Origin of the sequence: Nocardioides pocheonensis, assembly GCF_003725535.1 — a bacterium.
Taxonomy (GTDB): Bacteria; Actinomycetota; Actinomycetes; order Propionibacteriales; family Nocardioidaceae; genus Marmoricola; species Marmoricola pocheonensis.
On record NZ_RJSF01000040.1, the window covers coordinates 149,757 to 171,796 of the forward strand.

19 protein-coding genes and 1 pseudogene are annotated in these 22,040 nt (G+C 71.7%); 14 read left to right on the plus strand and 6 right to left on the minus strand.

Annotated features, from left to right (window positions below; all coding sequences use genetic code 11):
* Positions 1–18: 18 nt before the first annotated feature.
* Genes EFL26_RS24215 through EFL26_RS11575 form a run of 4 tightly spaced genes read left to right on the plus strand, consistent with a single transcriptional unit; the run spans position 19 to position 1,448 of the window.
* On the plus strand, positions 19–186 hold the full coding sequence (locus EFL26_RS24215; RefSeq protein ID WP_183408154.1) for a hypothetical protein: 168 nt from the start codon (positions 19–21) through the stop codon (positions 184–186).
* Positions 158–577, plus strand: a complete 420-nt coding sequence (locus EFL26_RS11565) for a TadE/TadG family type IV pilus assembly protein (RefSeq protein ID WP_123223039.1) — start codon at positions 158–160, stop codon at positions 575–577. Before EFL26_RS24215 ends, EFL26_RS11565 begins: the two co-directional genes overlap by 29 nt.
* Positions 574–1,026, plus strand: a complete 453-nt coding sequence (locus EFL26_RS11570) for a hypothetical protein (protein ID WP_123223040.1) — start codon at positions 574–576, stop codon at positions 1,024–1,026. Before EFL26_RS11565 ends, EFL26_RS11570 begins: the two co-directional genes overlap by 4 nt.
* Entirely contained in the window at positions 1,023–1,448 is a 426-nt protein-coding gene (locus EFL26_RS11575) for a pilus assembly protein TadG-related protein (protein ID WP_123223041.1), read from the plus strand. Before EFL26_RS11570 ends, EFL26_RS11575 begins: the two co-directional genes overlap by 4 nt.
* Before the next feature lie 245 nt (positions 1,449–1,693).
* Here the strand turns inward: EFL26_RS11575 and EFL26_RS11580 are convergent, their stop codons facing one another.
* From EFL26_RS11580 to EFL26_RS11590, 3 genes are read right to left on the minus strand one after another with little or no spacing between them, the layout of a single operon-like run.
* Positions 1,694–3,919, minus strand: a complete 2,226-nt coding sequence (locus EFL26_RS11580) for an alpha-galactosidase (RefSeq protein WP_123223042.1) — start codon at positions 3,917–3,919, stop codon at positions 1,694–1,696.
* Positions 3,916–5,976, minus strand: coding sequence for a beta-galactosidase (locus EFL26_RS11585; protein WP_123223043.1), 2,061 nt, complete (start codon positions 5,974–5,976; stop codon positions 3,916–3,918). Before EFL26_RS11585 ends, EFL26_RS11580 begins: the two co-directional genes overlap by 4 nt.
* The gene (locus EFL26_RS11590) at positions 5,976–7,016 is read right to left on the minus strand and encodes a LacI family DNA-binding transcriptional regulator (protein ID WP_123223044.1); all 1,041 of its coding nucleotides are present in this window, start codon (positions 7,014–7,016) and stop codon (positions 5,976–5,978) included. Before EFL26_RS11590 ends, EFL26_RS11585 begins: the two co-directional genes overlap by 1 nt.
* Before the next feature lie 112 nt (positions 7,017–7,128).
* Here EFL26_RS11590 and EFL26_RS11595 point away from each other — a divergent pair, with 112 nt between their 5' ends.
* The 7 genes and pseudogenes from EFL26_RS11595 to EFL26_RS25060 all read left to right on the plus strand — a co-directional run bounded on the left by EFL26_RS11595 (position 7,129) and on the right by EFL26_RS25060 (position 14,747).
* Positions 7,129–8,034, plus strand: a complete 906-nt coding sequence (locus tag EFL26_RS11595; protein WP_246000159.1) for a carbohydrate ABC transporter permease — start codon at positions 7,129–7,131, stop codon at positions 8,032–8,034.
* Positions 8,031–8,948: a carbohydrate ABC transporter permease gene (locus EFL26_RS11600; protein WP_246000160.1), complete on the plus strand. Its 918-nt coding sequence runs from the start codon at positions 8,031–8,033 to the stop codon at positions 8,946–8,948. Before EFL26_RS11595 ends, EFL26_RS11600 begins: the two co-directional genes overlap by 4 nt.
* Before the next feature lie 23 nt (positions 8,949–8,971).
* Entirely contained in the window at positions 8,972–10,333 is a 1,362-nt protein-coding gene (locus EFL26_RS11605) for an ABC transporter substrate-binding protein (RefSeq protein WP_123223045.1), read from the plus strand.
* A gap of 92 nt (positions 10,334–10,425) precedes the next feature.
* Positions 10,426–12,189, plus strand: a complete 1,764-nt coding sequence (locus EFL26_RS11610; protein WP_123223046.1) for a glycoside hydrolase family 35 protein — start codon at positions 10,426–10,428, stop codon at positions 12,187–12,189.
* 31 nt (positions 12,190–12,220) lie between these two features.
* A complete protein-coding gene (locus EFL26_RS11615) occupies positions 12,221–13,030 on the plus strand; it encodes an HAD-IIA family hydrolase (RefSeq protein WP_425464108.1) in 810 nt (269 codons plus the stop codon).
* A 247-nt stretch (positions 13,031–13,277) separates the two neighbouring features.
* A pseudogene (locus EFL26_RS25055) lies at positions 13,278–14,234 on the plus strand (GAF domain-containing protein); the annotation flags it as partial.
* Positions 14,235–14,291: 57 nt separating this feature from the next.
* Positions 14,292–14,747: a methyl-accepting chemotaxis protein gene (locus EFL26_RS25060; protein WP_246000217.1), complete on the plus strand. Its 456-nt coding sequence runs from the start codon at positions 14,292–14,294 to the stop codon at positions 14,745–14,747.
* 53 nt (positions 14,748–14,800) lie between these two features.
* On the opposite strand, the gene EFL26_RS11625 is transcribed toward EFL26_RS25060, so the two are convergent.
* Entirely contained in the window at positions 14,801–15,505 is a 705-nt protein-coding gene (locus tag EFL26_RS11625; protein ID WP_123223049.1) for a TetR/AcrR family transcriptional regulator, read from the minus strand.
* 152 nt (positions 15,506–15,657) lie between these two features.
* Between EFL26_RS11625 and EFL26_RS11630 the strand changes: the two genes are divergently transcribed.
* Positions 15,658–16,575: an NAD-dependent epimerase/dehydratase family protein gene (locus EFL26_RS11630; protein ID WP_123223050.1), complete on the plus strand. Its 918-nt coding sequence runs from the start codon at positions 15,658–15,660 to the stop codon at positions 16,573–16,575.
* On the opposite strand, the gene EFL26_RS11635 is transcribed toward EFL26_RS11630, so the two are convergent.
* Positions 16,576–18,561 carry an amylo-alpha-1,6-glucosidase gene (locus EFL26_RS11635; protein WP_123223051.1) on the minus strand — a complete coding sequence of 662 codons (1,986 nt, stop codon included), beginning with the start codon at positions 18,559–18,561 and terminating at the stop codon, positions 16,576–16,578. It lies immediately after the preceding gene.
* Positions 18,561–19,334, minus strand: a complete 774-nt coding sequence (locus EFL26_RS11640) for a GAF and ANTAR domain-containing protein (protein ID WP_183408155.1) — start codon at positions 19,332–19,334, stop codon at positions 18,561–18,563. The genes EFL26_RS11635 and EFL26_RS11640 overlap by 1 nt, the downstream gene beginning before the upstream one ends.
* A gap of 239 nt (positions 19,335–19,573) precedes the next feature.
* On the opposite strand from EFL26_RS11640, the gene EFL26_RS11645 reads away from it, so the two are divergent.
* Both EFL26_RS11645 and prfB read left to right on the plus strand, forming a co-directional pair.
* Positions 19,574–20,728, plus strand: coding sequence for a glycosyltransferase family 4 protein (locus EFL26_RS11645; RefSeq protein WP_183408156.1), 1,155 nt, complete (start codon positions 19,574–19,576; stop codon positions 20,726–20,728).
* A 45-nt stretch (positions 20,729–20,773) separates the two neighbouring features.
* The gene (prfB, locus tag EFL26_RS11650; protein ID WP_123223053.1) at positions 20,774–21,892 is read left to right on the plus strand and encodes a peptide chain release factor 2; all 1,119 of its coding nucleotides are present in this window, start codon (positions 20,774–20,776) and stop codon (positions 21,890–21,892) included.
* Positions 21,893–22,040 lie beyond the last annotated feature (148 nt).

Sequence of the window (22,040 nt, forward strand, 5' to 3'; positions counted from 1 at the left end):
CGAGAGAAGGAGAAGCAGATGAAGTGGTGGTCTCGGGACCGGTGGCGTCGTACCGAGCGCGGCGACGTGCCGGGGTGGGTGCTGATCACGGTGATGAGCGCGGGCCTGGTCGCCGGGCTCTGGGCGATCGCGGGCTCGCAGCTGAGCACGATGCTCCGTGACGCGCTCTCCTCGGTCACGGGCTGAGCACGGCGCGGCGGTCGTCGACTTCGTCCTGGTCAGCCTCGTCCTGGTGCCGCTGGTGCTCGGGCTGGTCCAGGTCGCGCTGGTGCTGCACGTGCGCAACACGCTCACGGCCGCCGCGACCGAGGGCGCCCGGTACGCCGCCACGGTCGACCGGCAGCCCCAGGACGGCGTGGCTCGCACCCGCCAGCAGATCGGCGACGCGATCGCCGACCGGTTCGCAGGTCAGGTGAGCGCCTCGGACGTCACGGTGGACGGCGTGCCCGCCGTGGAGGTCCGGGTGCACGCGAGCATCCCGCCGCTGGGCCTGTGGGGTCCGGCGGTCTCCTTCGACGTCGCCGGGCACGCCGTACGCGAGGTCGCCCGAGGAACGACGCCGGGAGCTGCGCCGTGAGCCGGCCTCGACGGCGGGGCGGTGAGCACGGCAGCGCGATCGTGGAGTTCGTCTGGTTGGCGATCCTGCTGCTGGTGCCGCTGCTCTACGTCCTGCTCGCCGTCTTCGACACCCAGCGCGCGGCGTACGCGGCCTCGGCGGCGGCCCGCTCGGCCAGCCGGGCGTTCGTGACGTCGCCCGACCAGGCCACCGGCTACGCGCGCGCCGAGGCGGCCGCCCGGCTCGCCTTCGGAGACCAGGGCCTGGAGGCCGGCGGGTTCACCCTCACGATCAGCTGCCGGCCCGATCCGCAGCGCTGCCTCACTCCGGGCTCCGTGGTCGCGGCCGAGGTGCGGTCGGCCGCCGACCTGCCGCTCATGCCGGCCGTTCTGGGCGGCAACATCCCGCGGATCGCGGTCTCGGCCGTCCATCGCTCGCCGTACGGCACGTTCCGCGAGGGCCGCTCATGAGGGGCGAGCAGGGCTCGATCACGCCGCTGGTGATCGGGTTCGCCCTGGTCGTCGCGGTCCTCGTGGCTGTGGTCGTCGACGCCTCGGCCGCCTACCTGCGCCGCCAGGGCTTGAACTCCCTCGCTGACGCTGCTGCATTGGCGGCGACCGACGGCCTCCAGGGCGACAGCGTGTACACCCACGGGCTCCGCGACCGGGCCGAGATCGACCCCGAGGCGGCGCGCCGGTACGTCGAGGACTACCTCCGCACGAGCGACGCGCTCCTGCGCTACCCGGGCATGACCTGGTCGGTGTCCACCTCCGACACGGCGGTGCTCGTCCGCGTCGTCGCGCCGCTCGACCTGCCGCTGCACGTGCCCGGCGTCGGGGAGAGGGCGATGGTCGCCGGCACGGCCGCCGCGACCGTCGTGGTCGGCGACTGAGCGAGCTCTGGCCTCAGACCATGGAACCTTCCCGGGTTCGGGCGGATCTGGGTCGTGGTGGATCGATCAACGGCCGAGGACCGGCCTGGAACGGGACGCAGAGCAGTGCCCCGCACATGCGACGGGGGATGCGCGATGCGGGGCACTGTCCGCAGCCAAGGTCCAGGGCTGCCAAGGAAACATAACAAATCTGACAGGAGGTTCTGCCAGATTAAGAAGAGCCATCTCGTCCCGAGCGGCCCGCGTCAGACCGCCGTGGCGCGGATCAGCACCAGCTCGTCGACCGGCAAGCCGGGCGCCTGCACGCCGACGTGCTCGAGCAGGCGGCCGGTCATCCGCAGGCCGTCGCGGGCCCAGGGCAGGTCGGAGGCCGTCGCTGCGGCGACGCCCTGGATCGGCACCGTCGGGGTCGGGGTGGCGGTGACCAGGTAGACCCGACCGGGGTCCAGCCCGGGCAGCGGCACGCGGCCCGGGGGAGTGACCAGGGTCTGTTCCAGGGCCGAGAGCCGGTAGAGCGCCTCGCTGCGGTCGCGCGCCACCACGCCGGTCAGGTCGAGCCCCGTGCCGTCGAGGTCGGCGTGGACCACGGTGCCGGTGTGCAGCAGCGACCGCTCCCGCTTGTACCGGTCGATCCACCCGCGCAGCTGCTCGACGTCGTCGTGCGTCGCCGCGGTGAGGTCCCACTCGACGCCGAAGTGGCCGAAGAGCGCGGTGCCGCCCCGGAAGTCGAGGCTGAGCCGCCGGCCCGTCGTGTGGTCGCGGCTCGCGCCGACGTGGGTGCCCATCAGCTCGAGCGGCAGCGTCAGGCCGGTCCACCGCACGATCCGGTGCCGCTCGTGGGCGTCGATGCAGTCCGACACCCAGGCGCGGTCGGCGTGCTCCATGATCCCGAGGTCGAGGCGGCCGCCACCGCCGCAGCACGACTCGATCTCGAGGCCGGGGTGGCGCGCCTTGAGCTCCGCCATCATCCGGTACGCCGCCTCGGTCTGCGCGTGCACGCCGGGGTGCCGGACCGGCCCGTGGCCGGCGTCCACGAGCGGGCGGTTGTGGTCCCACTTCAGCGAGGCGATGCCGTGTTGCCCGACCAGCGCCGAGATCCGCTCGACGACGTACGCGTAGGCCTCGGGGTGACCGAGGTCGAGCACGTGCTGGTGGCGCGACGGCAGGCCGGGTCCGTGCGCGGTCTGGAGCACCCAGTCGGGGTGCGCGCGGGCGAGGTCGGAGTCGAGGTTGACCATCTCCGGCTCGACCCACAGGCCGAACTCCATGCCCAGCTCCCGCACGCGCTCGACCAGCGGGGTGAGGCCCTCGGGCCAGACCTCCGCGTCGACGTGCCAGTCGCCCAGGCCGGCCCGGTCGTCACGCCGTGCGTGGAACCAGCCGTCGTCCAGCACGAACCGCTCGATGCCGATCTGCGCGGCGGTCTCGGCCAGCGCCAGCAGCGTGGGCAGGTCGTGGTCGAAGTAGACCGCCTCCCAGGTGTTCAGCACGACCGGCCGCGGGCTGCGCGGGTGCTGCGGCCGCGCGCGGAGGGTCTCGTGGAACCGGCCGGACAGCGCGTCGAGCCCCTCGCCCCACGAGCCCAGCAGCCACGGCGACGCGTACGCCGCTCCCGGCTCGAGCAGCCCCTCGGCGGGCAGCAGTCGCTCGCCCCCGCGCAGCAGCCGCCAGCCCGACGTGTGCCGCTCGGCGGAGACCACCTGGTTGCCGCTCCACGCGAGGTGCACGCCCCAGACGGTGCCCCGGCGAAAGCCGAACCCCGGCTCGCCGGCGCACAGCACGGTCGGGAAGTCGTGGCCCGGGCGTCCGCCCCACGCCTCCCGCACCCACTGGCCGGCCGCGAACGGCAGCCGCTGCGGCACCCGCTCGCGCGCGTGCCGCCCGGTCGTGTCGAGCAGCTCCTGCGCCACCTCGGGCACCGGCAGCGCGGGCTCGAGGTGCAGCACCTCGTAGCGGTCCGTGCCGAGGTTCGTCACCGTCGCGCGCAGGGCCACCAGCCCGCTGGCCAGCAGCCGCAACTCGGTGGTGACCTCGAGCGCCGAGGCCCCGTCGGTGCCCGTGCTCACCAGCCGCACGCCGTCGTCCGGGCCGTCCGACCAGTCGTCGGTGCCGGCCTCGTCCACGCGGTGGCTCACCGCGTCGAAGGCGACCGACCACGCCGCACCCTCGCGGCTGCCCAGCAGCCCCGGCCGCCCGAGCCAGCCCGACGAGTGCTGCGGCAGGAGCGAGACCGACTCCTGGCGGTACATCACGCTGTCGCGCGCCGGCAGCAGAACCGCGGCCGCCAGGGCGTCGAGGTCGTCGGCCGAGGCCTCACCGAGGTCCGGTCCCCAGTGCAGCACGCACGGCAGCACGTCCGCGTCCAGCCGGAGCACGACGCTGGTGCCGCCCCGCCGCAGGTGCACGACCCCCGTCGGCTCCGCGGGCGTCGCACGTACGCCGGTCGCCCCGCTGGTCGTCTCCGTGCTCACCGAGGCACCAGCACAGCCACGCCCCTGCCCGGGAGCGACCGGAGAGCCTCCTCGTCGCCGGCTGTGCTCAGCAGCACGTCCGCGGCGTCGGCGAGCCCGGCGAGGTCGACGTCCTCGGCGGTGCGGTTGATCACGAACCAGTACTCCGACGTCTCGTCGGCCCGGACGGTCAGCTCCACCCGGCCGCGCAGCGCGGAGGGCAGCTCGCTCTCCACGCCCGCGTGCTCGAGCACCGTCGCCAGCACGGGCGCGATCCCCCCGGCGCCCAGGCGCGTCGAGACGTACGTCGCCGAGCCGCGCTCGGGCACGCGCCTCGTGATCGCGGGACGCCCGGCCTGCGGCCCCGACGCGTACGCCGCCAGCACCTCCGTGTCCTCTGAGGTGACCTCGATCCGGTCGGTCCACAGCGTGCCGACGCGGCCGTCGTCGAGCGTGACCTGCTCGCCGTCCAGCAACGGCGCGAGCTCCTCGATCCGGATGCCGAGCACGTCGCGCAGCGCGCCGGGGTAGCCGTCGAGCCAGACGTGGTCGTGCTCGTCGACGATCCCGGAGAAGTAGGTGGTGACCAGGTGTCCGCCGCGCTCGACGAACCCGACGAGCCGGTCGCGCAGGGCCGCCGGTACCAGGTGCAGCACGGGTGCGACCACCACGTCGTACTCCTCGAAGGACCGGCTCGTCGGCAGCACGTCGACGCGGACGCCGAGGTCCAGGCACGCGGCGTACCAGTCCAGGCCCTCGCGGCGGTAGTCGAGGGAGGCGTTCGGGTGGGAGTCCTGCTCGGCGGCCCACCACGAGTCCAGGTCGAAGAGCACCGCGACCCGGGCCGGCTTGCGGCGGGTGCCGGAGACCGGGGCGAGCCGGCGCAGGTGCTGGCCCAGCCTCGTGACCGTGCGGAAGACCTCGGTGTCCTCACCGGCGTGCGGCACCATCGCGGAGTGGTACTTCTCCGCTCCGGCGGCGGACTGGCGCCACTGGAAGAAGCACACCGCGTCGGCGCCGTGGGCGACGTGGGTGAGCGAGTCGCGGACCAGGGCTCCGTCCGGCTTGGCCGGGTTGGTCGCCCGCCAGTTCACGGCGCTGGTGGAGTGCTCCATGAGGAACCAGCGCTCCCCGCCGGCCATGCCGCTGGTGAGGTTGGCCGAGTAGGACAGCTCGTCGAGGGCGCGGTCGTCGACCACGACGTAGTGGTCGTTGGAGACGAAGTCGACCTCGCCGGCCCAGTCGGCGAAGTCGAGGCCCTTGTCGCCGTCCATCACCATGAAGTTGGTGGTCACCGGCACGTCCGGGGTCACGCGGTGCAGCACCGCGCACTCGGCGCGCAGGTAGTCCTTGAGCGCGTCGGAGGAGAACCGCTTGAAGTCCAGCTGCTGCGTGGGGTTCGGGTTCGCCGCGGCCAGGCGCGGCGGCAGGATCTCCGCCCAGTCGCCGTAGCGCTGCGACCAGAACGCCGTGCCCCAGGCGTGGTTGAGCGCGTCCAGCGTGGAGTACCGCTCCTGGAGCCAGACCCGGAAGGCGGCCGCGGCGTCGTCGGAGTAGTCGTGGACGTTGTGGCAGCCCAGCTCGTTGGAGACGTGCCAGGCAGCCAGGGCGGGATGGTCGGCGTACCGCCGCGCGACGCTCTCGGCGAGCGCGAGGGCGTAGCGCCGGAACACCGGGGAGGTCGGACGCCAGTGCTGCCGGGCGCCCGGCCAGACCGTCGAGCCGGCGTGGTCGACCGGCAGGATCTCCGGGTGCTTCGTGGTCAGCCAGGGCGGGGGAGAGGCGGTCGCGGTGGCGAGGTCGACGGCGATCCCGTGGTCGTGCAGCAGGTCCATCACGTCGTCGAGCCAGGCGAAGTCCCAGGTGTCCTCGCTCGGCTGCAGGGTCGCCCACGAGAAGATCCCGAGCGAGACGATGTTGACGCCCGCCTGCTGCATCAGGCGGACGTCGTCCTTCCAGGTCTCGCGTGGCCACTGCTCGGGGTTGTAGTCGGCGCCGTACGCCAACGGGCCCGGGCCCCCGGGTCCGGCGACGGTGCGGGGCCACCGGACCCAACGGGGCCGTGAGGGGTCGGTCATCAGGGCGTGCTCCTCGGGGCCGCAGTGCTGTCACGTACGACGAGCTGGGTGCCGATCCGCACCGGCTCGCGGTGGTGCTCGCCGGACTGGATCTCGTGGATGAGCGCGTCGACGGTCGCCTCGCCGACCTCGACGAACGACTGACGGACGGTCGTGAGGGGTGGCCAGAAGTGCGCCGACTCGTCCATGTCGTCGAACCCCACGACACTGACGTCGCCCGGGACCTCGCGTCCGTGCTCGTGCAGGGCGTGCAGGACGCCCAGCGCCATCTGGTCGTTGGCCGCGAAGACCGCGGTCACCTCGTCGTTGCGCGCCAGCTCCAGGCCTGCGGTGTAGCCGGAGTCGACCGACCAGTCGCCGGCCAGCACCGGCGGCACCTCCAGGCCCCGCTCGGTGAGGGTTTCCTCCCACGACGCCCGTCGCCGGATCGCCGAGTAGGACTCGGTCGGCCCGGAGACGTGCCAGACGGTCCGGTGGCCCAGGTCGAGCAGGTGCTCGGTGGCCTGGCGCGCGCCCTGTGCCTGGTCGGTGTCGACGATCGGGTAGTCGAACAGTGCACTGGAGTCCACGACCACCGTCGGCAGCGTCTCCGGCAGCCGGACCTCGTCGAGCAGGTGCGCCTCGATCAGGATCACCGCGCCGTCGACGGCCTGGTGGTCGAGCCCGGCGAAGGTCTCCGACAGCCGCTCCTCGGTCGCGCTGAGCACGGGGATCAGGTTGACCGCGTAGCCGCGCGCGGTCGCCGCCGTGGCAATGGCGTCGAGGCTGCGCGTGGTGCCGAAGCTGGACAGCTCGAAGACGATCACCGCGATGCTGCGGAACTGCCCGGTCCGCAGCGCGCGGGCCGCGCGGTTGGGCCGGTAGCCGAGCTCGCGCATGGCGGCCAGGACCCGCTCGCGGGTCGCCGCGTCGACGTTGTCGTGCCCGTTCGAGACGCGGGAGACGGTCTGCCCCGAGACCCCCGCGAGGCGGGCGACGTCGAGCATCGACGGGCCCCGTCGCCCGCGGTCGCGCGTCCCCGGCTTGAGCTCCGCCGCCATGTCAAAAACTCCTACCCCGTAGATGTTGACGTCAACATGTTACCGCCGTCACACTCCATGTTGACGTAAACACGGCCCGGGCACCAGCCCTTGGCCGGACAGGAGGCGAATCGTGAGCAGCGCGGTGCAGGCGGTGAGTCACCGCCGGTGGTGGTCGAACCGGGACCTGCGAGGCTGGTCGTTCGTCGCGCCCTTCCTCGCGGTGTTCGCGCTCGTCTTCCTCGCCCCGATCGGGTACGCGATCTACCTCAGCCTCTACCGGGAGCAGGCCTTCTTCGGCGGGAAGACGTTCGTCGGGTTCGGCAACTACACCGACGTCTTCTCCGACGGGAAGTTCTGGGAGGGCGCGGTGCGCGTGCTCCTCTTCCTGGCGGTGCAGGTGCCGATCATGCTCGGTCTCGCCCTGGCGGCGGCGCTGGCCATCGACAGCGGCCGGCTGCGAGCGCCGCGGGTGTTCCGGCTGGTGATCTTCCTGCCGTACGCCGTCCCGGGCGTGGTGGCCGTCCTGATGTGGGGCTACCTCTACGGCACCAGCTTCGGCCTGGCGGCCGACATCAACCACCTGCTCGGCACGGCGCTGCAGCCGCTGAGCGGCCGCTGGGTGCTCACGTCGATCGTCAACATCGTGACCTGGGAGTTCGTGGGCTACAACATGCTGATCTTCTACTCCGCGCTGCGCACGGTGCCCGAAGACCTCTACGAGGCGGCCGCGCTCGACGGCGCCGGCGCCCTCCGCACGGTGTTCTCGATCAAGATCCCCGCCCTGCGGGGGGCCATCGTGATCGCGACGATCTTCTCGATCATCGGCAGCTTCCAGCTGTTCAACGAGCCGAACATCCTGCGCAACCTGGTGCCGAACGTGATCAACACCAACTACACGCCGAACATGTACGCCTACAACCTCTCCTTCGGCGGGCAGCAGTACAACTACTCGGCGACGGTGGCGATCGTGATGGGCGTGCTCACCGCGATCATCGCGTACGTCGTCCAGCTGCGCGGATCGAGGGACGCGCTGTGACCGCGACGATGAGCCCCGAGCAGGCACAGCCCGTGGCCGTCGAGTCGACCGGCCGCCGGTCCTCGGCCCTGCGTCCCGGGAAGTCCCGCGTGCTGACCGGCGTCATGGTGCTCTACGTCATCTACACGCTGATCCCGCTCGTGTGGCTGGTGATCAGCGCGACCAAGACGCAGACCGACCTGCTCTCGACGGCCGGTCTCGCGCCCGGCCACAGCTTCGCGCTCTTCTCGAACATCAAGGAGACGCTGACCTACCGCGACGGCATCTTCCTGCGCTGGTTCGCCAACACGCTCCTGTACGTCGTCGTCGGCGCCGGTGGTGCCACCCTGCTCTCCACGGCGGCGGGCTACGGCCTGGCGAAGTACCGCTTCCCCGGCCGTCGGGCCGTGTTCGCCGTGGTCCTGGGCGCGATCGCGATCCCGCCGACGGCGCTGGCGGTCCCGACCTTCCTGATGTTCTCCAACATGGGGCTGACCAACACCGTCTGGGCGATCATCGTGCCCTCGTTGGTGAGCCCGTTCGGGCTCTACCTGATGTGGGTGTACGCCGAGGAGGCGGTGCCCCAGGAGCTGCTCGAGGCGGCGCGGATCGACGGTGCCGGCGAGTTCCGGATCTTCTGGACCGTCTCGCTCCGGCTGCTCGCGCCCGGCGTCGTCACGGTGCTGCTGTTCGCGCTGGTCTCGACCTGGAACAACTACTTCCTCCCGCTGATCATGCTCAGCAAGCCGAACCTCTACCCGCTCACGGTCGGCCTGACCCAGTGGAGCAACCAGGCCCACGGCGCGGGAGCGCACCCGGTCTACAACCTCGTGGTCACGGGGTCCCTGCTGACGATCGTGCCCCTGATCGTCGTGTTCTTCCTCCTGCAGCGGTTCTGGCAGTCCGGCCTGAGCGCGGGAAGCGTCAAGCAATGACGGAAACCAACGAAAGGAACACCATGAAGATCGGTCATCGGCGGAGGTTCCGGCGACTCGGCCTCATCCTGGCAGCGCTGACGGCGTCGACGCTGATCCTCGCGGGTTGCGGCGGCTCGGGCGGCAGCGGCAGCGCGAACGACAGCGGCGGTACCAAGGCATCGCCCCAGGCCCTGGACGCGGCCCTCAAGAAGGGCGGCACGATCACCTACTGGACCTGGACGCCGTCCGCCGAGGCCCAGGTGAAGGCGTTCATGGTGGAGTACCCGAACGTCAAGGTGAACCTCGTCAACGCCGGTACCGGCAACGACCACTACACCAAGCTGCAGAACGCGATCAAGGCCGGCTCGGGTGCGCCCGACGTCGCCCAGATCGAGTACCAGGCGCTGCCGCAGTACGCACTGCCCGGCTACCTCGTGGACCTGCGCCAGTACGGCCTCGACAGCCTCGAGTCCGACTACACCCCGTCGACCTGGCGGGCCGTGCACGTCGGTGACGGTCTCTACGGACTCCCGCAGGACTCCGGACCGATGGCGATGTTCTACGACAAGACCGTCTTCGACAAGTACCACATCGACGTGCCGAAGACCTGGGACGAGTACACCGCCGCGGCCAAGAAGCTGCACGCCGCGGACCCGAAGGAGTACATCACCAACGACTCCGGTGACCCGGGCTTCACGACCAGCATGATCTGGCAGGCGGGCGGCAAGCCGTTCACCACCGACGGCAAGAAGGTCACGATCAACCTGCAGGACGAGGGCAGCAAGAAGTGGACGGCCGTCTGGAACCCGCTGGTGCAGCAGGGCCTGGTCTCGCAGATCCCCGGCTGGTCCGACGAGTGGTTCAAGGGCCTCGCCAACGGCACCATCGCCACGATGATCTACGGCGCCTGGATGCCGGGTGTGTTCGAGTCGTCGGCTCCCGGCGGCTCGGGCAACTGGAGGGTCGCACCGATGCCGACGTACGACGGCCAGCCCGCCACGGCCGAGAACGGTGGCAGCACCGAGTCGGTCATCAAGCAGAGCAAGAACCCCGCTCTGGCGGCGGCGTTCGTCCGCTGGCTGAACAACGGCAACGGCATCAAGCCGTTTCTGGAGAAGGGTGGCTTCCCGGCCACCGTGAAGGACCTCAAGGACCCGTCGTTCGTGAACAAGCCGGACCCGTACTTCGGTGGCCAGCAGGTCAACCAGGTGCTGACCGCGGCGGCCGACTCGGTCGTGCCGGGCTGGAGCTACCTGCCGTTCGAGCTGTACGCGAACACGATCTACGGTGACACGGCGGGCAAGGCCTACCAGGCCAAGTCCGACCTCAACGGCGGTCTGCAGGCCTGGCAGGACGCGCTGGTGAAGTACGGCAACCAGCAGGGCTTCGAGGTGAACAAGTAATCCTCGCCGCCCGGGTCGAGCCACCTTCTCCGGAAGGTGGCTCGACCCACGCCCCGCCGGGGGCCCTGCCTCCGGCGAACGAAAGGACGCCCATGCCCGACTTCCGGATCGGCGAGGCCGACTTCCTGCTCGACGGCGAGCCGGTCCGGATCCTGTCCGGCTCGCTGCACTACTTCCGGGTCCATCCCGACGACTGGGCCGACCGGATCGGGAAGGCCCGGCTGATGGGCCTGAACACGATCGAGACCTACGTGCCGTGGAACGCGCACAGCCCGCGACGCGGGGAGTTCCGCACCGACGGGATGCTCGACCTGGCTCGCTTCCTGCGCCTGGTCGGTGAGGCCGGGATGCACGCGATCGTGCGACCGGGCCCGTTCATCTGCGCCGAGTGGGACCGCGGCGGCCTGCCCACGTGGCTGTTCGCCGATCCCGAGGTCGGCGTACGCCGGCACGAGAAGCGGTTCCTCGAGATGGTCGAGGAGTACCTCGACGCGGTGCTCGCCGTCGTCGCGCCGCTGCAGGTCGACCGCGGTGGCCCCGTGGTGCTGGTCCAGGTCGAGAACGAGTACGGCGCCTTCGGTGACGACCGTGCCTACCTCGAGGCGGTCGCGGACATCATCCGCCGCGCGGGGATCACCGTGCCGCTGGTCACCGTCGACCAGCCGGTCGACGAGATGCTCGCGGCGGGCGGTCTCGACGGCGTCCTGCGCACGGCGTCGTTCGGCTCGCGCAGCGCCGAGCGGCTGCGCACGCTGCGTGCGCACCAGTCGACCGGCCCCCTGATGTGCATGGAGTTCTGGGACGGCTGGTTCGACCAGTGGGGCAGCCACCACCACACCACGTCGGTCGAGCAGGCCGCCGAGGAGCTGGACACGCTGCTGGCCGCCGGAGCGTCGGTCAACGTCTACATGTTCCACGGCGGGACGAGCTTCGGCCTGACCAGCGGCGCGAACGACAAGGGCACCTACCGGCCGACGATCACGTCGTACGACTACGACGCCCCGCTGGACGAGGCGGGCGACCCGACGCCGAAGTACGTCGCGTTCCGCGACGTGATCGCGCGACACAGCCCCGTGCCCGACGAGCTGCCCGCTCCGCGCACGCCGGCGCCCGAGCTGAGCGCCGCACTCGGTGAGCCCGTCCCACTGCTCGCCGACCCGGACGCCTGGGGCACGGCGACCGAGCACGACGGCCCTCCGACCCTGGACGAGCTGGACGGGTCGCCGAAGCTCGCCGTGTACGTCGCCGACCTCGCCGGCCCCGACGCGCCGGTGGTGCTCAGCGTCGGGGAGGTCCGGGACCGCGCCGCGGTGTTCCTCGACGGCGACCCGGTCGGCGTCCTGGAGCGGGAGCACCATGCCCACGCGCTGGTGCTGCCGCGCGGCCGCGGCCGGCTCACGCTCGTCGTCGAGGACCAGGGTGGGGTCAACTACGGCCCGCGCATCGGAGAGACCAAGGGCCTGATCGGGCCGGTCCGGCTGAGTCACCCGGGGGGCGCCGAGGAGGTCCGCGGCTGGTCGGTCCGGGCGCTCGACCTCGACGCGCTGCCGAGCCTGTGGGACCGCACCGACGTGCGTGGCGCCGGACCGGGGCCGACCGCGTGGCGCGCGACCTTCGACGCGCAGGCGTCGGAGCGCCACTTCCTGCACACGTCGGGCTGGGGCAAGGGCATCGCGTGGGTCAACGGCTTCTGCCTCGGCCGCTACTGGCGGCGAGGCCCGCAGCAGACCCTCTTCGTGCCCGGGCCGGTCGTGCGCGAGGGCCGCAACGAGCTGGTGGTCCTGGAGCTCGACGTCATGGCCGACCCCGTCGCCCGGTTCGTGGCCGCGGCCGTCCTGGGCCCCCTGGAGCCCTGATCACGGTCGAGCGCCGTCCCGACCCGACACAATGGGCGCCATGACGGACCACCGCCCGATCGCGACCTGGCTGACCGACATGGACGGCGTGCTCGTCCACGAGGAGGACCCGATCCCCGGCGCGGCGGAGTTCATCGAGGCGTTGAAGAGCTCGGGGCTGTCCTTCCTGGTGCTGACCAACAACTCGATCTTCACCCCGCGCGACCTGCGGGCCCGGCTGCTGGCCAGCGGCATCGACGTGCCCGAGGACTCGATCTGGACCTCCGCGCTCGCGACCGCGCAGTTCCTCGACGACCAGCGGCCCGGCGGGTCGGCGTACGTGCTCGGCGAGGCGGGGCTCACCACCGCCCTGCACGACATCGGCTACGTGATGACCGACCGCAACCCCGACTACGTGGTGCTGGGGGAGACCCGCACCTACTCCTTCGAGGCGATCACCCGGGCGGTCCGGCTGATCGAGGGCGGGGCCCGCTTCATCGCCACCAACCCCGACCCGTCCGGTCCGAGCGTGCTCGGCACGATGCCCGCGACCGGCTCGGTGGCGGCGCTGATCAGTACGGCGACCGGTCGGCAGCCGTACTTCGTCGGCAAGCCCAACCCACTGATGATGCGCAGTGCCCTCAACCGTCTCGAGGCGCACTCCGAGACCACCGTGATGGTGGGCGACCGGATGGACACCGACGTGATCTCCGGCCTGGAGGCGGGCCTGCGCACGATCCTCGTGCTCACCGGGTCGACGCGGTCCGAGCACGTCGAGAACTTCCCCTACCGCCCGACGAAGGTGGTCGAGTCGATCGCCGACCTGGTCGACCTGGTCGCGGAGCGCGCGATCAGCTCCTGAGCCGGGCGCGGCCGATCACGGCGGATTCCGGACTCGGCAGGACAGAAATGATCCGGAACCCGCTCGTGATTTCGGGTATCGGATCGGCTCAGGTCGGCTCCCGGGACGCCGATGGAGGTGCGAGGTCGAGAACGCGGCCGACGACCGAGGAGGTGCCGTGAGGCTGTTTCGACGTGGTGAAGGTGCGGCGCCCGCGGCGTCCGCGATCGACGAGGCCCGGGCCAACACGCAGGCGGTGACCGCCGTGGTGCGCGCACTCGCCGAGGCGACGACCCTGGACGCCGCTGCACGAGCCGCGCTGGACGCCGTCCGCGCCTGCTTCGGCTGGGCCTACGGGTCGTGCTGGCGCGTCGACCCGGCGACCCAGTCCCTGCGCTTCGCCCTCGAGTCCGGCGATGCCGGCGAGGAGTTCCGCCGGGTCACGCTGGCTGCCTCGTTCCGCGAAGGCGTCGGTCTGTCCGGCCGAGCCTGGAAGGCGCGGGACCTCGTGTTCGTCCAGGACCTCGGTGACGTCAAGGACTGCGTCCGGGCCCCCGTCGCCCAGAAGGTCGGCGTGCGCAGCGGCATCTGCTTCCCGATCACGGACGCCGGCAAGGTCGTCGGCACGATGGACTTCTTCGCCACCGAGACGCTCGAGCTCTCCGAGGAGCGTCTCGACACCCTCAGGTCGGTCGGGGTCCTGGTGTCCCAGGCCCTGGAGCGGGTCGCCCAGACCGAGCGCCAGGAAGCGGCTGCGCTCGACGTCGCCGCCATCAACAGTGTTCTCCGGGACCTCTCCGCGGCCACGAGCGAGGAGGAGGCGACCCGACGTGCGTTGGAGACGGTGCGCACGGAGTTCGGCTGGACCTACGGGTCGTACTGGTCGGTCGACACCACGGCGAACGCGCTGCGCTTCGTGCTGGAGTCGGGGAGCGCCGGTGAGGAGTTCCGCCAGGTGACCCAGTCGGCCACCTTCGCCGAGGGGGTCGGCCTCGCGGGCCGCGCGTGGAAGACCCGCGACATGGTGTTCGTGCCCGACCTCGGTGAGGTCACGGACTGCGTCCGGGCTCCCGCCGCCCAGCGTGCCGGCGTCCGGTCGGGCGTGTGCCTGCCGCTGATCGTGCACGGCTCGGTGACCGGGACGATGGACTTCTTCTCGACCGAGGAGATCGACCTCTCCGCGAGTCGACGGGACGCCCTGCGCAACACGGCGTTCCTGGTCTCGCAGGCACTGCAGCGGATCCAGGAGACCAACCGGGTCGCGTCCGCCGGCTCGGAGCTGGTGACCTCGATCGAGGAGGCCGAGCGCAACGTCCTCCAGGCCACGTCCGTCGCCGATCAGGCGACCACGCTCGCCCGCGAAGCGAACGAGGCCGTCGACCGGCTCGGCAGGTCCAGCATGCAGATCGGCGACGTCGTGAAGGTGATCAACTCGATCGCCGGGCAGACCAACCTCCTGGCGCTCAACGCCACCATCGAGGCCGCACGAGCCGGCAATGCCGGCAAGGGCTTCGCCGTGGTGGCCGGCGAGGTGAAGGAGCTCGCCCAAGGCACTGCGCGCGCCACCGACGACGTGGCTCGCCTCGTCAACGCGATCCAGGGCGACGCGACCAGCGTGGTGGAGAGCCTCGGCGCGATCGGGCAGATCATCGGCCGGATCCACGAGACCCAGACGATGATCAGCGGGGTGCTCACCGAGCAGGCGGCCGTGACCCGGGAGATCGTCCAGAGCGCCTGAGGACGCTCGCGGGCCGGCGATGACGGCCGCGGTCGTCTGCCACCGTGCCGGCCTCAGGTGAGGCCGAGGTCGCCGGCCACGCGGTCGACCAGGTGGGTGAAGTGCACGTCGTAGTCGAGCACCCCCTTGTGGAGGTGGCCGAACAGCTCCAGCGTGAGCTGGCCGATCAGCAGCGGCCAGGCCATCATCGCCCGCACCAGCCTCTCGTCGCTGATCGGTCGGCCGACCGACTCCGCGATCGGTGCGAGGGCCGCGCGCTCCTTGCGCGGGACCGGCATCGTCGGAGCCCCGAGGGGCGCACCCTGCTTCTCGGCATCGGCGATCAGGGCGAGGAACACCTGGGGGGTGCGCATGGCGGGCATCACGGTGTCCTCCGGTGCGGCGTACCCGGGCACGGGGGAGCCGTAGAGCAGGGCGTACTCGTGCCGGTGGTCGAGCGCCCAGTCGCGGAGGGCGTGCGCCATCGCGGTCCACCGCTTCCGCAGCTGTTGGCGCGGTACGCCGGCCTCCGCGGCCTCGACCGCGTCGCCGCTCTCGTCGTAGCACTCGACCAGCAGGGCCGTGATCAGGTGGTCGCGGCTGGGGAAGTAGCGGTACACCGCCGACGACGCCATGCCCAGCTCGCGAGCGATCTGCCGGACCGAGAGCTCGCCGGGGCCCACGTCGGCGAGCTGCGCCCGCGCCCTGGTCAGGATCGCCCGGGTGAGCTCGATGCGGGCGAAGTCCCGCGCCGTGCGCGGGGCCGAAGGAGTCTCCATGAGAGGCATCCTGCCTCGAATCGAGAGCGGTGTAAACAAACAAGAGCAATGCTCTTGCTTTTCTGTCCGAGTCATGCCAGTCTCTCTTTCGAGAGCAGTGCTCTCGTTTCCACGGACCGAGGGCGATCCCCTCACGACAGAAGGTGCAAGAGATGTCCGATCGACACGTGATCATCGGGGCCGGGCCGGTCGGCCAGGCCGTGGCAACGGTTCTCGCCGAGCGCGGGGCCGACGTGGTCCTTGCCAGCCGCTCGGGGAAGGGACCGGAGCTGGCCGGAGCCCGGCGCGTGGCCGTCGACGCGGCCGATGCCGAGGAGCTGAGCCGCCTCACCGAGGGCGCACAGGTGCTCTACAACTGCGTCAACCCGCCCCGGTACGACGCCTGGGCCGAGCTGTGGCCGCCGGTCGCGGCCGCTCTCCTCACGGCGGCCGAGCGCACCGGTGCCGTGCTCGCGGTCACCGGCAACCTCTACCCCTACGGACCACTGGACCGGCCGATGGTCGAGGGCATGCCCGATGCCGCGCCCGGCAAGAAGGCCCAGATCCGGGCTCGCATGACCGCCGACGCGCTGGCCGCCCACAAGGCCGGCCGGATCCGCACCGTCGAGGTGCGTGGGTCGGACTATGTCGGTGCGCCGCTGGGCGACCATGCGCACGTTCCTCGCGTCGTACCGGCCGCTCTGGAGGGCAAGACCGTGCGGGTGATCGGCGACGCCCACCAGCCGCACACCTGGACCGACGTGCACGACATGGGCCGCGCCCTCGTCGCCACCGCCGGCAACGAGTCCGCCCTGGGCCGGGTCTGGCACGCCCCCAGCAACCCGCCGCGGACGCAGGCCGAGGCGGTCAACGACGTGCTTGCGTCCGTCGGCCGGCCACCGGTCACCGTGAAGGCATACCCGCGCTGGGTGGTCCGCGGCTTCGGACTGCTGAACTCCCAGATGCGCGAGCTGCAGGAGACCGAGTACCAGTTCACCCGCACCTACGTGATGGACTCCTCGGCGATCACCGCCGAGCTCGGGCTCGCCCCGACGCCGTGGGACGAGGTATGCCGGCGTACGGCGGGCTGATCAGTCGGTGCTGAGCCGGCCGAAGCGCGTCGGCACGCCGTGCAGGGCCAGCCGGCCGACGCGGTCCGGCAGGTGGGGGGCTGTCCGGATCCCGTCGTCGCCGATGTCGAGACCGAGCACGGCCGTGATCAGCATCAGCGTCGTCCCGGCTGCCCACGCCTGCGGGCTGCACGCCGACGGGTAGGGCACCGGGACCTCCACGTCGTCCCGGCTGGCGCCCACGAGCGCCTCGGGCAGCCGGTGGTCGACGTACGGGCCGGCGTCGAGGAGGGCGCGTGCGATCCGCGCGGCCTCCGCGCGCCGGCCGTAGCGGGTCAGGCCCGCGACGATGAGCGCGTTGTCGTGCGGCCACACCGTGCCGTTGTGGTACTCCACCGGGTTGTACGCCGGCTGCCCGGCGGCCAGGGTACGCACGCCCCAGCCGGAGAACATCGCGTCGCCGAGCAGGTGGCCCACGACTGCATCGACGTGCTCCTCCGGGACGATCCCGCTCCACAGGAGGTGGCCCATGTCGGACGCGAGGGTGCGCACCGGCTGCTTGTCCGCGTCCAGAGCGAGCGCGTAGAAGCCCAGGTCGGGCAGCCAGAACGCGTCGACGAACCGGCTGCGCAGCGCGGCCGCGTCCTGCTCCAGGCGCTCGGCCAGTGCGGTGTCGCCCCAGACCTCGCGCGCGAGCCGAGCGGTCCGGACGCGCGCGTCGTAGGCGTAGCCCTGGACCTCGCACACGGCGTGCGGACGGCTCGCGATCCGGCCGTCGGGATGGATGATCGAGTTCCAGGAGTCCTTCCAGCCCTGGTTCACCAGCCCGGTCGCCGGGTTGCGGGTCGCGTACTCGATGAACCCGTCGCCGTCCAGGTCGGCGTACTCGTCCAGCCAGCGCACCGCGGCTCTCGCGTGCGGCTCGAGCGCGCGGACCGTCTCCACGTCTCCGCTCCAGCGCTCGTACTCGTCGAGGAGCACCAGGAAGAGCGGGGTCGCGTCGACCGACCCGTAGTACGGCGAGTGCGGACGCTGACCGAAGTGGACGAGCTCACCGTGCCGCAGCTCGTGCAGGATCTTGCCGGGCTCGGCGTCGCGGAAGTCATCGAACTCCGTGGCCTGGCAGGCGGCGAGCGCGTGGAGGGTGGCCCGCGCCAGGCCGGGTGCGTAGGGGAGGGCCTGGTAGCTGGCGATCAGGCTGTCGCGGCCGAACAGGGCCATGAACCAGGGCAGCCCGGCCGCAGGGACCATCCCCTCGGCGTGCGGGTCCGGGCAGAACCGTAGAGCGGCCAGGTCGACGAGGCTCTGCCGGTACAGGTGGCGCACGTCGTCGGAGTCGGTCTCCAGCCGCGGGGCGGCCGCCAGCCACTCCGCCAGCAGCGGCTCGTCGGCCGGACGGTTCGGCGCTGCGTCGCTGCCGGTGTCGACCATGACCTCGATGTCACGTGTCCAGGTCTCCCCGGGCTCGAGCACGAGCTGGAACTCGACGGACTCACGGGTGTAGAACCCGGCCCCGGCGTGCACCTGGGTCTCCCGCCGGAACTCCTCGCGCCGGTAGCCGAGCACCGCGTGGTCGTCGCCGAGTCGGTGGTAGAGGACGCCGGCCTTGCCCAGCTTGTCCTTCACCTCGAAGACGTCGGCGAAGTCGGCGCCGAACGCCAGGGTCAGGCCGACGCGCACCTGCTCGGTGTCGTGGCTGGTGACCTCCAGCGTCTCGTGCAGCCCGCGGTCGATCCGGCGCCGCCGCACGATCGAGAGAGTGGGGTTGGTGTAGATCGTGCCGGTCGGCTCCTGGAGGTACATCACGGCGTGGTCGGAGTCGGTCTCCACAGCGCCCAGGACCTCGAGCGCGCGGCCGTTCACGCGCAGGGCCCACTGCGAGAGGTGGCGCATGTCCCGGTGGAACAGGCCCTCGGGGAGGTCCCCGGCGAGCGTGACGTCGCCGCGCGCGTCGCTGACCATGAACGTCGGGCCGGCGAGGACGGTGACCTGGCGCGGCCGGACCATCAGGCGCCCTCCGTTCGCTGGTCGGGCGGGACGGGACGGATCCGCGAGGTCGGCCTCGCGCCGCGCCGACTGGTCGCCGGTGGCCGCAGCCCGAGGTGGACGACGGCCTGGGCGACCGAGCGCAGGCTCGCGTTGTTGCGACGGGCGTGGTCACGCAGCATGGCGTAGGCCTGGTCGATGGTGCAGCCGAGCTCCCCGACCAGGACGCCCTTGGCCTGCTCGATGTCGACCCGCGACTCCAGCGCCTCCTGCAGCTGCTCGGCGGTCCGCCGGACGTGGTCCAGGGCCGACTCGTGAGCGGCGTACCCGGCGGCGAGGTCGGCGAGTACCTCCGCGGCAGCGACCTCGGTGAGGTGCCAGCGGTGCGGCTCGCTCGCGACCACGGTGAGCACGCCTGCCGGGCGTTCGCCCAGCCGCAGCGGCACCGCGAGGACGCCCTCGACGCCCGCGGAACGGGCGCGCTCGACGTACCGCGGCCAGCGCTCGTCGGCCTCGAGGTCGTCGGCGAACACCACCGCGCCCTCGCGCAACGCGTCGATCGTGGGGCCCTCGTCCAGCTTCATCTCGGTCGTGACCATTCCGGCTCCGGGGGCGTCGGTCGCCGCCACGGGCCGCAGCGTCCCGGCGCTGTCGGTCAGCACGACGGCCGCAGCCGGGATGCCCAGCACCTCGGACGTCCGGAGCGCGAGGTCCTGCATCACCTCGATGAGTGCGCCCGGACGCGCCATCGTCCGCGCGAGCTCCGAGCACGCCCGCGCGAGCGGCTCTTCCATGGCCCCGGTCAAGTGTCCTCCCAGACACACGTCGCGCCGTACCCCCTCGGCCCCGTACCCCGCACGGCGAAAACCAACATGGCGCGGCCCGCCGGGATCGCCGTTTCGGCCTGCAGGCCAGGGGTACAGCGTCCGCACGTCACCTTGCGGCCCCCGGACCTTCGGGCGCAGACGGACATCCACGCGTGACCCCGGACCCCGGCGCGCCATTGGCCGACTGCCGGGGGAGAGACCGCACGATGACCACCTTGCACACTCCGCACTCGCAGACCGGGCGCCTGCACACCAGGCGCCTGCTGACACGTCCGGTCACGGCTGCCCCGGACCGGACGCCACCGCTGCACGTGGCGGTCGTCGCGCCGCCCTGGTTCTCGGTCCCCCCGGACGGCTACGGCGGCATCGAGGCGATGCTCGGTGGCCTGGTCGACGGCCTGGTCGATCGCGGCCACCGGGTCACCCTGATCGGCGCGGGCCCCAACGGCACCCGAGCCGACCGGTTCGTCGCGGTCTACGAGGAACCGCCGTCCGAGCGCCTGGGCGAGCCGATGCCCGAGGTGCTGCACGCCGCGGTGGCGGCCAGGGTGCTCTCCGAGCTCGACGTGGACGTGGTGCACGACAACACGCTGGCGGGGCCCCTCGCCGCCCGGGGCTACCCGGCTCCCACCGTCGTGACCGCTCACGGTCCGGTGACCGGCGAGGCGGGTCGACTCCTCGGCGCTCTGGGCGACTCCGTCGAGCTGGTCGCGATCTCGGACGCCCAGCGGCAGGATGCGCCGCACCTCAACTGGGTCGGCCGCGTGCACAACGGCATCGACGTCGCGAGCCATCCCGTGGGCGAGGGCGCGGACGGTTACCTCCTCTGGCTCGGCCGGTTCTCGCCCGCCAAGGGGGCACACCTCGCGATCGACACGGCGCGGGCCGCCGGGATGCCGCTCGTCCTCGCCGGCAAGCTCAGCGAGCAGTCCGAGCACGACTACTTCGAGGAGGCCATCCGGCCGCGGCTGGGCCCGGGCGTCTGCTACGTCGGTGCGGCTGACGCGGAGATGAAGCGCGAGCTGTACGGCGCGGCGTCGGCCCTGCTCTTCCCGATCACGTGGGACGAGCCCTTCGGTCTGGTCATGGTCGAGGCGATGGCCTGCGGCACACCGGTCGTCGCGCTCGGCCGCGGCAGTGTGCCCGAGGTCGTCGAGGACGGTGTCACCGGCTTCGTGGTGGACCACCCGGACGACCTGCTGGGCGCCGTACGACGCGTGGACGAGCTCGACCGAGCCGCGTGCCGGCGGCGTACCGAGGAGCTGTTCGACCACCGCGTGATGGTCGACGGCTACGAGCGGATCTTCCGACAGGTCGCGGACGTGCCGGTGTCGTCGGTCGCGCGCCACCGCTCCGCCTGACGCGCTGGAGCGGAGCCTGCTGCCCGCCGGGTAACGTAGCCCCTTGTGGCAGCACGCGACTTCGACTCCGAGATCAAACAGCTCCAGGCGACCATGGCGACCATCGAGAAGGTCCTCGACGTGGACGGCATGCGGGCCGAGATCGCTGACCTCGCCGAGCAGGTGGCCGCGCCAGACCTCTGGGACGACCAGGCCAACGCGCAGCGGGTGACCGGCCGGCTGTCGGCCCTCCAGGGCGAGCTGGATCGGTACACCACGCTCCAGTCCCGTCTCGACGACCTCGAGCTGATGCTGGAGATGGCCCGCGAGGAGGACGACGCGTCCGCACTCGCCGACTCCGAGGCCGAGCTCGACCGCATCCACAAGGCCGTCGAGCAGCTCGAGGTGCGCACGCTGCTCTCGGGCGAGTACGACGCGCGCGAGGCGATCGTGAGCGTCCGAGCCGGGGCGGGCGGCGTCGACGCCGCGGACTTCGCCGAGATGCTGATGCGGATGTACACCCGCTGGGCCGAGCGCAACAAGTACCCCGTCGAGGTCTTCGACACCTCGTACGCCGAGGAGGCGGGCCTGAAGTCCGCGACCTTCGCGATCCACGCGCCGTACGCCTACGGCACGCTGTCGGTCGAGGCCGGCACCCACCGCCTCGTCCGGATCAGCCCCTTCGACAACCAGGGTCGCCGGCAGACCAGCTTCGCGGCGGTCGAGGTGGTGCCGGTGCTCGAGCAGACCGACGAGATCGACATCCCCGACGAGGACATCCGGGTGGACGTCTACCGCTCCAGCGGCCCGGGCGGCCAGTCGGTCAACACCACCGACTCGGCGGTGCGCCTGACCCACATCCCGACCGGCACGGTGGTCTCCTGCCAGAACGAGAAGTCCCAGCTGCAGAACAAGGCCTCGGCGATGGTGATCCTCAAGGCCAAGCTGCTGGCGATGAAGAAGGCCGAGGAGAAGGCCCACCTCGACGAGCTGCGCGGGGACGTCCAGGCGTCGTGGGGCGACCAGATGCGTTCCTACGTGCTCAACCCGTACCAGATGGTGAAGGACCTCCGCACGGAGTACGAGGTCGGCAACCCGCAGGCCGTCTTCGACGGCGAGATCGACGGCTTCCTCGAGGCCGGCATCCGCTGGCGGATGGGCGCGGAGGCCAGGGCCAAGGCCTGACCGCACGCCGAGCGGGCACTGATGCTGCCCCCGGGTACGCCGAGCGGGCACTGATGCTGCGCGAACGTACGCCGAGCGGGCGGTGCGGCTGGCTCGCAACGGGCTCGCACGAATCACGAATGCCCGCTCGCCGGATCGCCGAGCAGCA

What these genes read in the sequence shown, in the direction of transcription:
- EFL26_RS11615 (WP_425464108.1), top strand. Translation starts at nt 12,221, where the DNA reads ATGGGCGCCATGACGGACCACCGCCCGATCGCGACCTGGCTGACCGAC.
- EFL26_RS11635 (WP_123223051.1), bottom strand. Translation starts at nt 18,561, where the DNA reads ATGGTCCGGCCGCGCCAGGTCACCGTCCTCGCCGGCCCGACGTTCATG.
- EFL26_RS11605 (WP_123223045.1), top strand. Translation starts at nt 8,972, where the DNA reads ATGAAGATCGGTCATCGGCGGAGGTTCCGGCGACTCGGCCTCATCCTG.
- EFL26_RS11630 (WP_123223050.1), top strand. Translation starts at nt 15,658, where the DNA reads ATGTCCGATCGACACGTGATCATCGGGGCCGGGCCGGTCGGCCAGGCC.
- EFL26_RS24215 (WP_183408154.1), top strand. Translation starts at nt 19, where the DNA reads ATGAAGTGGTGGTCTCGGGACCGGTGGCGTCGTACCGAGCGCGGCGAC.
- EFL26_RS11575 (WP_123223041.1), top strand. Translation starts at nt 1,023, where the DNA reads ATGAGGGGCGAGCAGGGCTCGATCACGCCGCTGGTGATCGGGTTCGCC.
- EFL26_RS11625 (WP_123223049.1), bottom strand. Translation starts at nt 15,505, where the DNA reads ATGGAGACTCCTTCGGCCCCGCGCACGGCGCGGGACTTCGCCCGCATC.
- EFL26_RS11610 (WP_123223046.1), top strand. Translation starts at nt 10,426, where the DNA reads ATGCCCGACTTCCGGATCGGCGAGGCCGACTTCCTGCTCGACGGCGAG.
- EFL26_RS11645 (WP_183408156.1), top strand. Translation starts at nt 19,574, where the DNA reads ATGACCACCTTGCACACTCCGCACTCGCAGACCGGGCGCCTGCACACC.
- EFL26_RS11590 (WP_123223044.1), bottom strand. Translation starts at nt 7,016, where the DNA reads ATGGCGGCGGAGCTCAAGCCGGGGACGCGCGACCGCGGGCGACGGGGC.
- EFL26_RS11585 (WP_123223043.1), bottom strand. Translation starts at nt 5,976, where the DNA reads ATGACCGACCCCTCACGGCCCCGTTGGGTCCGGTGGCCCCGCACCGTC.
- EFL26_RS11640 (WP_183408155.1), bottom strand. Translation starts at nt 19,334, where the DNA reads ATGGAAGAGCCGCTCGCGCGGGCGTGCTCGGAGCTCGCGCGGACGATG.